Here is an 11342-nt window from a genome sequence, read left to right as displayed (position 1 = left end):
CCGCTCTGCCACCCCTCCGAACGGCGAGCATACTACGTCAAGCGCTTGTTCATATGCAATACATATTTCCTGTGGGATAGTGTGCGGGAGCAAAATGGCAGGTGGCTTGAAATTGTTCCTCGTCATCCCTATTTGTTCTTCATAGAATGCTTAGGCTTTAAGTGATGACGAGACGGCCGCTCGCCGCCTCAACAGGACACCAAGAGGACACCCAAGATGGATACCCGTTCTATCTACACCGGCACCCAGAGTGCCGCACGCGATACCAACAAGGTGCTGCGTAACACCTATATGCTGCTCTCCCTCACCCTCGGCTTCTCTGCCGTGGTGGCGGGCATCGCGACCGTAATGAACATGCCGCCGCTGCACTGGGCCATCTTCCTCATCGGCGTATACGGTCTGATGTTCCTGACCGAGAAAAACCGCAACAACAGCATGGGCCTGGTATTCACCTTCGCCCTGACCGGTCTGCTGGGCTATAGCCTGGGCCCCATCATCAACATGTACATGAACAATGGTGGTGGCGAGATCGTGATGACCGCCCTTGGCGGCACCGCGCTCACCTTCTTCGGTCTGTCGGCTTATGCCCTGACTACCAAGCGTGACCTCTCTTTCATCGGTGGTATGCTGTTCGTCGGTTTCTGGGTACTGCTGGTGGCCATGATTGCCAACATCTTCCTGCAGATGAGCGCCCTGAGCCTGGCTCTGTCCGCCATGTTCATGCTCTTCTCCTCCGGGGCCATCCTGCTGACTACCCAGCAGATCGTGCGCGGCGGCGAGACCAACTACATCTCCGCCACCGTTACCCTGTATGTCTCCATCTACAACATCTTCCTGAGCTTGCTGAGCCTGCTTGGCGGCAACCGCAACTAATCAAAAACCCCGCTTCGGCGGGGTTTTTATTGGCGTCGATTTTTGTCAGGATAAGTTGTAAATCAAGGATATGAAGCGAAGTGGCCCTGATTTGGATCAGGGCCACTTCGCGCTTGGCGGGTTACTATCTCGCTCTCGTTTCGATCAAGGGTTTCACCTGTCTCATGCCGATGGATCTCTCTGGCCTGCTGCGCCGACTGCTGATTGATAGTCACATCGATTTTGCTTCGCTCAAGGGTGGTGCCTAGCATGCCCATGGAATTCTCCGGTTTGTTACGCCGACTGCTGACCGATAGTCACATCTACTTCGCTCTCAAAGTGCTGCTGGCCATTCTCGGTCTGCTCGCCTTCACCCTGGCCACCGGCAATATCCAGCTCACCGTGCTGCTCTCCCTCGGGGTCGTAGCGGGCGCCATCGCCGAAACCGACGACAGCCTGTGGGGACGGCTCAAAAACCTCGCCATGACGCTGATTTGCTTCATGTTTGCGTCCCTGTGCGTGCAGTATCTCTACCCCACCCCCTGGCTGTTTGCCATCGGGCTGGCCAGCTCCACCTTTATCTTCGTGATGGTGGGGGCGCTCGGTGCCCGCTACGCCACCATCAGCTTCGGCTCACTGCTGATCGCCATCTACACCATGCTGGGGGCCGCCAAGGCGCCGGATCTCTTCTACCAACCGCTGGCCCTCGGTGCCGGCGCCCTCTGGTACGGGCTGGTCTCGTTTATCTGGCTCTGGTTGCTGCCCTACAAAACCCTGCACGAGCAGCTGGCCCAGAGCTACTTCGCCCTTGGCCGCTACCTGCTGGAAAAATCCCGCTTCTTCCCGGCGGACGAGCACGGCGCCCAGGCCATTCGCCACAATCTGGCCCAGCTCAACATCAATCTGGTGAGCGCGCTGACCCTCACCAAATCGGCCCTCAACGCCCGCCTGAGCCGCCGCCATCCGGCCAGCCCCGAGCTTGCCAGCCTGCTGCGCCTCTATCTGCTGGCGCTGGAAATTCACGAACGCGCCACCTCCAGCCACTACCCCTACAGCCGGCTGGAAGAGGAGCTCAAGCAGGGCATCGTGCTGGAAGGATTTCAGGAGGTGTTCCTGCAGCTCTCCGAGGCGTGCCAGCGGCTCGGTTACGCCATTCTGGTGCACAAGCCCTACGCCCATAACAAGCGCATCCACTGGACGCTGGAGGCCCTCGGCGATCAGCTGGAGTTCACCAATCTCAAGCAGCACTACCCGAAAACCCTGCTGACGCCGATGAAGTTCCTGCGCCGCAATCTGGCCAGCATCAACCAGCTGCTGGGCAGCGCCGAAGTGCTGCAAAACCCCGAGCAGCCGGAGCAGGAGCTGCCCGCGCTGGCCAAGCCACCCCGCCTACCGCTGCTGACCCAGCTCAAGCAGCACCTCACCTTGCACTCCATGGTGTTTCGCCACGCGCTGCGTTTGTCACTCGGGCTGGTGATCGGCTACGGCATACTGCAAGCCTTTGATCTGGAAAAGGGCTACTGGATTTTGCTGACCGTGCTGTTTGTCTGCCAGCCCAGCTACAGCGCCACCCGCCGCCGACTGGTGCAGCGGATGCTCGGCACCTTCGCGGGTATTCTGGTGGGCATTCCGGTGCTCTGGCTCTTCCCCGAGCTGCACGTTCAGCTGGTGGTGATGGGGCTGGCCGCCTTCCTCTTCTTCACCCAGGTGCGCAACAACTACAGCGCCGCGGTCTGCTTTATCACCCTCTACGTGCTGATGGCCTTCAACCTGCTCGATGGGATCGGCTTTGCCATTCTGGGGCCGCGGCTGCTCGATACCCTGCTCGGCTGCCTCATCTCCTACGGGCTGGTGGCCTGGCTCTGGCCGGACTGGCAATACAAGCGACTGCCGACGCTTATCGCCAATTCGCTGTCAGCCAATGCCCGCTACCTCTCGGCGGTGCTGGCGAGCCTCAAGCAGCAGCGGGACGAGTCCATCGACTATCGGGTGGCGCGCAAGAGCGCCCATCTGGCGGACAGCGAACTGGCCACCGCCTGGCAGAGCATGCTGGTAGAGCCGCAAAAGCGCCGCCGCTTCCTCGATCTCTGTTTTACCCTCACCTGGCGCAACCACGCCCTGCTCTCCTACATCTCGGCGCTGGGGGCCCATCGCGACAAGCTGGAGGCCATCAGCGGGCTGGATGAGGTGCGCCACCACATCTGCCACACCCTGGAGCAGGCCGCCGGTCATCTGGCGGGCAACCCCTCCAGCTCCATCGGAGGTCAGTGCCCCATTCTTTGCACGGACAGCAGTGCAGACAGCAGCGAGGAGCAGCTGATGCTGACCCAGCAGCTCAACCTGATCAGCGAGCTGGCGGATCAGCTGCTGCATCTGGCCAACGAGAGTCGGTTGCTCACCGGGGATCAAGGCGCTACCATGCCCGCCCAATCCTGATAGCCCCATTAGCGAGGAGCCCTCATGTCTGCGTCCGAAAAACATCAGCTGGAATTCAACGGCCAACTCATCGAGACCGATGCCAAGGGCTACCTGCTCAACAGCAACGACTGGAGCGAGGAGCTGGCGCTGGTGCTGGCCGCGCAGGAGGGGATCACGCTTGAGGAGCCGCACTGGGAAGTGGTGCGCTTTGTGCGCGCCTTCTATCTGGAGTTCAACACCTCCCCCGCCATCCGCGCGCTGGTCAAGGCGATGGAGAAGCAGTACGGCCCCGAGAAGGGCAACAGCCGCTACCTCTACAAGCTGTTCCCGGAAGGGCCCGCCAAGCAGGCGACCAAGATTGGCGGCCTGCCCAAACCGGTGAAGTGCATCTGATCCCATGCATCTCATCCCATAACAACGGGGGCCGCAACTGCGGCCCCCGTTGTGTTTGATGCGCTATCTTCGCGCACCTCGTATTCATATCTCTGAGACTTCCAGCCAGCCTTATCCCCGCTGGTCAGCCAGCGCCACCAGCTGCTCCGCCAGCCGGTGACCGTGCAGGTAGGAGGCGATCAGCTCGCTATCCGCCTTGCCGATTGCAATCTGCTGATACCAGTGCTCCAGCATGGCGGCAAAGCCGCGCTGGGCCAGCACCGGCTGCCAGTCGCTGGGGCTAAGCATCTGCGCCTGCTTGTCGCGGGCGATGCTGCCGCGAGTGCAGTTCTCAAGGTGCAGGGAGAGATTGTCGCCGTAGGCATCGATGCGCTCCTCGGTGATCCCGGCGCTGCGGTTCATGCTGCCGCTGATGGCGCGATCGCCGCTCTGCCAGCTGACGCTCACCCCGGCCAGCAAGCTGTTGTCCTTCATATCCGGTCGCAAGACCGCATGAAAGTCGCCGTCCGGCACGCCGCCATAGAAGCAGAGGCTGTCGAGCACATGGATAAAATCGTCGAACATAAAATCCCGCGCCTTGCCCGGCAGGGCGAAGCGGTGCTTTTGCCAGTTGAGCTCGGTGAGCGGCTGGGCGCGCGCCTCGGCCATGGCGGGCAGATAGCGGCGGTTAAAGCCGGTAAAGAGGGCGCAATCTTGCGCGATGGCGAGGTTGGCCAGCGCTTCTGCCTCGGCCAGATTGTCGCACAGGGGCTTGTCGACAAAGGTGGGGATCCCTGCGCGCAGGCACTGCTCGGCCAGCTCGCGGTGCACGGCGGTGGCGGCGTGGATCATCACGGCGTCGGGGCGGCTGGCCAGCATAGCCGCCACATCGGTAAAGCACTCGGCGACCCGATACTGGCGGGCCAGCTTTTCCAGCACCGCTGGACTCCGGGTGCAGAGCAGCGGGGTGACCCGCTCATCGCAGGCAAGCAGCGGCAGATAGGCTTTTTGGGCGATATCCCCCAGACCAATCATGGCAATGCGCATGACAACTCCTTGTTTTATCTGGCAAGCGTGTGAAGGGCTGCGGTGGCGACTCTTGCGGCAACCCGGCAATGCAAACTGGCCGACAGGGTAACACTCCCCTCTCGCCGTCTCCATCGGCGGCACCAAAAACAGCAGGGGCGACCCGCTGGTCGCCCCCGTCTCTGCATCTGTTGCATGCACTACACGCCGCGCGGCGGCCTGCGGGCATCAGCCCCGTGACAGCCCCTTGAGGGACTGGCAGTCGTAGTAGGTGATGCGCGGCTTGTCGTTGTAGTTGAGATCGATCACCCCGAACAGCATCTTCTGCGCCGGCAGATAGATATGGACATAGTTGGCCTGCTTGGCATCGGCGACCTTGAGACTCTCCTGACTGTTGTTCATGTAGGAGTTGAGCATGCCGGCGGTGCTGTAGCGCTCCAGCAGGTTCATTGGCATCTCTTCGTTGTGCTTGAGGGTGCAGTTGTTCTCCGGCTTGGGCGGGAACTGACCAATAACCACTTTGCGCCCTTCCGGGCTGGTCTTGTCGACAGAGGTCATGCTGCCAGCACAGGCCGTCAGCAGCAGAGCGGGCAATAACAGAAACAGTTTTTTCATGGAACCTGAACTCACAAAATGAGGCCATCCCGGCCCGGGTTTTCGCCGCGGTGGGGGCCGGAGCATCTGCCGCCAGCCTCACCGCCGTCGCTTGTTATATAGGTCTCGCCGAGGCGAGTGGCGCGCATCTTCACACCCCGCCCGTCGATATTCAATCACTATTCAATCAATAGGGCGGGAAGAGTGTAACCAGATATTTCATGGGGTTATCCAGCCCGCGCCGGACGCGCTTTGCCACCCTTTTCCGCCAACCAGCCGATCGATGCAAGCCCCCATCCTTGCTGGCCTTGGGGCCGACTCCCCTTGCCTCTTTTGTCCGCTGTTATCCAGTGATCGGGGGGATGATTTGCTGCGCCCCTCCCCCTTGGGTTCGCCCATGCCAAGGGCCAATCGTTTCACCTATGTAACGCTTTAAGGGATTCATGTTTCACCTGCGCAAAAATCAGGGTTGGGCTACTAGCGGCGGTTGGCTGGCATGGGCTGCGGGTAGATGCCCGCCAAGAGAGCTTTTCAGGCTCTTATGGTGTCCAGCTCACAGTCATGATGGCTTCGTTTGGCTTACCATGGCGCTCTTGTCCCTGCTGCCGTGCAAAGGGCTGTTGCAGGCTATTTGCCGGAATGGATTACCGCTGACCAAGCCCTGTTTGGCTGCTGCCGTTTATTGGCGGCGGCCATGATGGCCTGTGCGCTATCAGCCCCTATAAGACGCGTTATTTATGGATATATAGCGATGAAATCATCAATTGCTGTCAGGGCCCTGTCGCCCTATATATTCGCCATTTTGTCAGCTGGGCTGATATCCAGCGGATACAATGCGCTGCCGATCTATTGCGGCCTCGCCGTGGTGCTCTATCCGGTGCTGGTTGCCATGCTGGCCAACGACTGGGAAAAAGCGGGGCTGGTCTATCGCGAATCGACCCTGGTCGAGGTGGATGTCAATGTGCGCGGGGTCCTTATCACGGAGCAGAGACGGCATTTGGAGAACCTCTATTTTGTCTCGCCGGAAATAATGCAGGGCAAGCTCACCCGCCTCGCCCGTATCAAACTGCTGCTCTGCGGCACCATGTTTGCCGTGTCGCTCTATGAACTCGCCCTGCAAGCCGAGGCTCAATTTGCCCTGCCCGCCGTCAATCTGCTGGATATCAATCTGCTGGATATATGCAGCCTGATGATCGGCCTTGGCGCCGTGCTGTTTCTCGGTCACTGCGCGAGAAAAAGCCTCTCCCTTTACGAGGCCTGTCGCCACAAAAACTATCTGGTGCACTCTTATGACGAGCCCGGTGCCCAGCTCTATAGCGCCACCATTGCGCTCAAGGGGGATAACCTGCAGGTGCGCCATACCCGCATCTTCGATGCACTGCTAGCGTGGTATTGAGCAAGCTTTACCTGAAATAACGACTGGGGATAGCGACCTTGCGGGGTGTTTCCTCTTCCCCGAAAGCGCCAGCTCTCGGGGCTTTTTGTATGGCGGGGGCAAAGCCGCACAGAAGATAGAAAAAAAGGAAGGAAGTCGAGACTTCCCTCCTTTTGGCTTGCGCAGTGGCCTGTGACTCAGTTTATCTTGCCCATTTCGACGGCAAAGCTGGTCGCCAGCTGGGCAAACTTGAGAGCGTGGCCAGCCGAGGGATCCGAGTTTTGCAACGTATCCTGCGCCGTGTGGATCCTGGGGTTGTATTCGCTAAAGCGTGACTCGAACGGCATGGCGGCGGGGTAGCCCTGATTGTGCCAGGAGGCGTGATCCGAGCAACCATAGCCACAGCTGTCATAGCCATAGCTGACTTGCGGCAGGTAGGCATCGATCAGCTGGGTGAGGTAGCCGGTCAACCCCTTGTCGGTGTAGTCGGTCATAAAGACGATGTCGTTCGCCGAGCCCTTGTAGTTGGTCATGTCCAGCTGGAGCGCGGCCAATACCCTGGTGTTGGCCGCCTTGTAGCGGCTGGCGATATCCTTGGAGCCTCGCAAGCCCACCTCCTCCGCCGCATAGCCGATAAATTGCAGGGTGCGCTCCGGCTGGCGGCCCTGTTCGGCAATGACCCGCAGCACCTCGGTCAGGGTGGCGATGCCGGAGGCATCATCATCGGCGCCGGGGGCCAGCGTCTTGCTGTTGGGGGCCGAGCCTGCGGTGGAATCGAGATGGCCACCGAGCACCACCACCTCGTCCGGATAGCGGCTTCCCTTGAGGGTCAGCACCACCGATTGTTGCTGGTAACCGCTATGTTTGACCCGGCTGACGCTGGCCCATGGCAGGGTGCTGCCGAGGCTCTGCCACTGGCTGGCCACCCAGTCGGCGGATTGCGTGCCGGTGGGGGTGGTGTAGTAGCGGTTGCGCCAGCCGGACAGCTTGCTGATGGTGCTGGCGATATTGCCTTGATCCAGATGGGGTAGCAGCCGGTTGACACTGGCCCCCTGGGTCAACGGCGGTGCACTGAACAGGTTTTGGCTGAGGGGCTGGGCCATGCTCTGCAGCGCATCGGCCAGAGTCGTGTGCACCACATAGCCACCGCAGCGCTGATGGCCTTCGTGCATCAGATGCGAGAGGGAGCCAAGCTCGCTTGCCTCAATCTGGGCCAGCTGGACGGGCGCCCCGCTGGCACTGAACAGGGGGGAGAGCTTGGCATTGACCTGCTTGAGTTCAGCCCCGCTATCGGCCCCAATCGTGATCCACACGGGTGCCCCCGCCTGAACGGCAAGGGGAATCAGGGGGAGCAAAAGAGCTGCAGTCATCGCTTTCATGTCGGATCCTTCCGGTTATGGTCAACAGTGAATAGATTTAATGGGTCTCATAAGAAGACCAAGCTAGTCTAGTCACCCACTGCCGTTAAATCGACCACTCCCTGCACCAAATTGCACCACCTGATGTAAAGCGCGCCAGCCGGGGGTTTTATCTCTACCGGGCCACCTGCTTTTCCCTCCCCGCCCCTGCTGCCCTGCCCGCACCACCTCTTGATTGTTCCACCTGCGCAACAGCTCTTCGCTTATGCGTTGCACCAGTAAAACAATTTGAGGTGTTCCAGCACCCAGCCATGGCCGCAAGATAGCCAGCAGCCAGCGCCCAGTCACTGTCCGGTTGGCGGCAAGGTCGCAGAGCAAGAAGAGTTTGATAGCGGTCAAAAAACGCGTTTTTTCTGATGGTTACATCAGGTTAAGGCTCACCTCGACAGTGTCGTTTGACTTACCATGGCCACTCAGAACCTGTTGAACTGCGATGGGTTGCGGCCAGCGCGGGTCAAGGGAGCATTTTGGAAGCAGGCATCTCGGAAGCAAGAATCCATGGAAGCGGTAGCATTATGCTTGGCTCACACAGGCAGGTGTCCCGGATTTCGTATTAAAAAGGGATAACAGCGCGCGGCAAGGCAACTGCACAAGAAGGAGCACGGCATGATGATATTCAGCGTCTTTGGCCGACTGGTTGGCGTAAAACGGGAGGGGGAGCAGTGGCTGCTGTTTAACGTCAGCCTGCCCGAGCGCAAATACTCGCGCATCCGCGATGTGATTATTCCCGACTTTCTGAGCGAGGATGAGATCCCGCGCTGGCTTGACGATATCTATCATGAGGCCGCCAGCGCCGACCACCCCGATGTGGTGCGTATCGAGTAACTCGCCCGCTTGCCCCCTTATCGGCCACACCATGGTTCAAATCGGCGGGGCTGCCTGTCCATCCCCGCCCCTGTTGCCCTGCCCGCACCGCCCCTTGATTGTTCCACCTGCGTAACAGCTGCTCGCTGATTCGTTGCACCAGTAAAACAATTTGAGGGGTGCCAGCACCCGGCCATAGCGGCAGAATGGCCAGCAGCCAGTGCCCGATCACTGTCCAGTTGGCAACAAGGCTGCAGAGCAAGAAGAGTTTGATAGAGGTCAAAAAAACGAGACGTTTCTGATAGTTATATCACTTTAAGGCTCGCCTCAGCAGTTTCATTTGGCTTATCATAGCCATCCAGAACCTGTTGAACTGCGATGGGTTGCTGCCAGCGCGATTGGAAGCTGTAATCCACGGGCAGTAGCTTCGCTCCTCATTCCGAAATGGTAAATGCTAGATTTTGGAGTAAATGATTCCAAACCAATTTCATGTCATTACATCGAAGCTAATTAAAAAACACACCGCATTTAAAAATAATTTCTTTAAGAATTTTTCACTTCGTGAAGTACCAATCCACCCTAAACTCGTTGCATATTATGGTAATTAAAAATGAACATTAATCATCACATAGAAATGAACTTAGAATACTATTTTAAATTACATGAGCCTGAGTATGCATTTCTGATTACAGGTGCTTGGGGGGTTGGCAAAACATATTTTATTGACTCATTTGTTGAAAGTGTAGAATTAAAAAACAAAGAAATAAAAATCGTAAAAATAAGTTTGTTTGGCTTAAAAAAATCATCCGAAATTAATGACATGATCTTTCAGTCATTCCATCCAATTCTTGGTTCAAAAGGTATGAGAATGGCTGGGAACATATTTAAAGGCGCAATAAAACTAGGGTTAAAAGTTGATCTTGATAGCAACGGGAAACCAGATGGACAAGTTGAACTAAAGAATGAAAATATATTTAACGAGATCATTGAAAAACTAAAAGATAATAAAGGCAATGGGTTTGTATTGATATTGGATGACCTAGAGAGAACGGACATATCAATTACTGAAATCCTTGGATACATTAATTACATAGTTGAAATATCAAAACAAAAAGTTGTTTTGATTGCTAATGAATCAAACATTTCTGACAAAGAAAGATATATCTTATTTAAAGAGAAGGTTGTAGGGAAAACTTTTGAAGTCAAGCATAACTTTGATGAATTCATTAACGCAGCTGTACAGAAACATCCTGCTTGTTATTTGTCAGAAAGCATAGATATCATTAAAGATATATATGAAAAATCAAATTTAAAAAATCTTAGGAAAATAAAAAGATCCATTGAGAATTTTGAATATTTAATAAGTCATATTGATGAGTATAGAAGTCATTCTGAGTTTTATAAAAACTTAATCAGATGCTATTTCTCACTCAGCATGGAAATAGAGACTGGAAATATCAATGAAGAAGTCATAAGGAATAAATTTCCTTTTAATTATGCAAAGGCTGATGAAAAATTATGTGAAGAATCTACAATGACATTTAAGGAGATGCACGAAAACTATTTTAAGGGCTATCCACAACTTTACTCAGGTGATGCTTGGTGTGACTTTTTATACAAAGGTGATATAGAAAAAATAATCTCCCTCACTAAAGGCTTGCCCTATTTTAATAATGACAATGTAAAAGATGACCCTCTATGGCTTAAGCTATGGCACTATAACAAATTAGAGTTAGAAGAATTTAATAAACTACTTCATGAGATGGAATCTGATTTCAAATCTCTAAAAGAGTACGAACTCCCAATTTATTTGCATATAATTTCGCTCATAATATTCTTTATAAAGAATGATCTCAGTACGCTATCAATTAAAGACGTAAAGGAAACTGTATGTAAATATACTGAAGAATTTAAATCAAGCTCTCACTGGAAAAAATCATATATCGGTAAAAAGGAAAGGATGAATGGAAGTGGATATGGATACATTTGTGATGACGATGGAGATGACGACTTCGATTTCTGTAGAGAAATGATTAGGTCTGAAAATGAAAAATCATATCTTGCTGAAGAGGCTGAGCGAACTAAAAATAGAATTATTGAGGCTGCATCTCATCTTTTTAAAGAATTTAATGATGAAACGTTTAAATCAGCATACGAAGAATATAAATACGAACCTATTTTTGAAAATATAAATCCAACCGAGTTCACTCATACCATATTAAATAAATGCAACAATGAAATAAGAATGTTTAATCAGCAACTGTTTGCCAGATACACAGGGTCAATGACTCTAAATAACAGACCGATATGCTTTTACTTTAGAAGCGAATTGTCATTCTGGATGTCTTTAGAAAAAGAACTAGCTAAAGGTTTAGCTGACATAGATATACTAAAAAAACATCTAATACAATCACTTATAAATAACAACATAAAAATAATAATTAGTATTTTAGAAGCCTATCAGTCTTGATGATTTTTGGAAT

The 11342-nt window shown here is 54.4% G+C and carries 9 protein-coding genes; 6 read left to right on the top strand and 3 right to left on the bottom strand.

The window, feature by feature from the left end; all coding sequences use genetic code 11:
- Window positions 1-216: 216 nt before the first annotated feature.
- The 3 genes from AACR93_RS01000 to AACR93_RS00990 all read left to right on the top strand — a co-directional run bounded on the left by AACR93_RS01000 (window position 217) and on the right by AACR93_RS00990 (window position 3663).
- Window positions 217-873 (top strand): Bax inhibitor-1/YccA family protein, encoded by a 657-nt coding sequence (locus tag AACR93_RS01000; RefSeq protein WP_033113039.1) that lies wholly within the window; start codon window positions 217-219, stop codon window positions 871-873.
- A 249-nt stretch (window positions 874-1122) separates the two neighbouring features.
- On the top strand, window positions 1123-3288 hold the full coding sequence (gene yccS, locus AACR93_RS00995; RefSeq protein ID WP_043849413.1) for a YccS family putative transporter: 2166 nt from the start codon (window positions 1123-1125) through the stop codon (window positions 3286-3288).
- Window positions 3289-3312: 24 nt separating this feature from the next.
- Entirely contained in the window at window positions 3313-3663 is a 351-nt protein-coding gene (locus AACR93_RS00990) for a TusE/DsrC/DsvC family sulfur relay protein (RefSeq protein WP_019446869.1), read from the top strand.
- A 111-nt stretch (window positions 3664-3774) separates the two neighbouring features.
- Here the strand turns inward: AACR93_RS00990 and AACR93_RS00985 are convergent, their stop codons facing one another.
- Together AACR93_RS00985 and AACR93_RS00980 are read right to left on the bottom strand one after the other, a co-directional pair.
- Entirely contained in the window at window positions 3775-4689 is a 915-nt protein-coding gene (locus AACR93_RS00985; protein ID WP_043849412.1) for a Gfo/Idh/MocA family protein, read from the bottom strand.
- A gap of 207 nt (window positions 4690-4896) precedes the next feature.
- Window positions 4897-5283 (bottom strand): hypothetical protein, encoded by a 387-nt coding sequence (locus AACR93_RS00980; RefSeq protein WP_043849411.1) that lies wholly within the window; start codon window positions 5281-5283, stop codon window positions 4897-4899.
- A 730-nt stretch (window positions 5284-6013) separates the two neighbouring features.
- Between AACR93_RS00980 and AACR93_RS00975 the strand changes: the two genes are divergently transcribed.
- A complete protein-coding gene (locus tag AACR93_RS00975; RefSeq protein ID WP_231556861.1) occupies window positions 6014-6658 on the top strand; it encodes a hypothetical protein in 645 nt (214 codons plus the stop codon).
- A 176-nt stretch (window positions 6659-6834) separates the two neighbouring features.
- Here AACR93_RS00975 and AACR93_RS00970 read toward each other — a convergent pair whose 3' ends face one another.
- On the bottom strand, window positions 6835-8016 hold the full coding sequence (locus AACR93_RS00970; protein ID WP_043849410.1) for a M28 family metallopeptidase: 1182 nt from the start codon (window positions 8014-8016) through the stop codon (window positions 6835-6837).
- Between the two features lie 645 nt (window positions 8017-8661).
- On the opposite strand from AACR93_RS00970, the gene AACR93_RS00965 reads away from it, so the two are divergent.
- Both AACR93_RS00965 and AACR93_RS00960 read left to right on the top strand, forming a co-directional pair.
- Window positions 8662-8880: a DUF7661 family protein gene (locus AACR93_RS00965; protein WP_043849409.1), complete on the top strand. Its 219-nt coding sequence runs from the start codon at window positions 8662-8664 to the stop codon at window positions 8878-8880.
- Between the two features lie 589 nt (window positions 8881-9469).
- Complete coding sequence (locus tag AACR93_RS00960; RefSeq protein ID WP_043849408.1) at window positions 9470-11329, top strand: P-loop NTPase fold protein; 1860 nt, start codon at window positions 9470-9472, stop codon at window positions 11327-11329.
- Window positions 11330-11342 lie beyond the last annotated feature (13 nt).

Origin of the sequence: Aeromonas sp. L_1B5_3, assembly GCF_963866575.1 — a bacterium.
GTDB lineage: Bacteria > Pseudomonadota > Gammaproteobacteria > Enterobacterales > Aeromonadaceae > Aeromonas > Aeromonas jandaei.
The sequence above is the reverse complement of the archived record's forward strand: the minus strand, read 5'-3'. Positions and strand labels throughout refer to the sequence as shown.

Bases quoted from the DNA above. Each gene is read 5' to 3' on its own strand.
- AACR93_RS01000 (WP_033113039.1), top strand. From the start codon at position 217: ATGGATACCCGTTCTATCTACACCGGCACCCAGAGTGCCGCACGCGAT.
- yccS (WP_043849413.1), top strand. From the start codon at position 1,123: ATGCCCATGGAATTCTCCGGTTTGTTACGCCGACTGCTGACCGATAGT.
- AACR93_RS00990 (WP_019446869.1), top strand. From the start codon at position 3,313: ATGTCTGCGTCCGAAAAACATCAGCTGGAATTCAACGGCCAACTCATC.
- AACR93_RS00985 (WP_043849412.1), bottom strand. From the start codon at position 4,689: ATGCGCATTGCCATGATTGGTCTGGGGGATATCGCCCAAAAAGCCTAT.
- AACR93_RS00980 (WP_043849411.1), bottom strand. From the start codon at position 5,283: ATGAAAAAACTGTTTCTGTTATTGCCCGCTCTGCTGCTGACGGCCTGT.
- AACR93_RS00975 (WP_231556861.1), top strand. From the start codon at position 6,014: ATGAAATCATCAATTGCTGTCAGGGCCCTGTCGCCCTATATATTCGCC.
- AACR93_RS00970 (WP_043849410.1), bottom strand. From the start codon at position 8,016: ATGAAAGCGATGACTGCAGCTCTTTTGCTCCCCCTGATTCCCCTTGCC.
- AACR93_RS00965 (WP_043849409.1), top strand. From the start codon at position 8,662: ATGATGATATTCAGCGTCTTTGGCCGACTGGTTGGCGTAAAACGGGAG.
- AACR93_RS00960 (WP_043849408.1), top strand. From the start codon at position 9,470: ATGAACATTAATCATCACATAGAAATGAACTTAGAATACTATTTTAAA.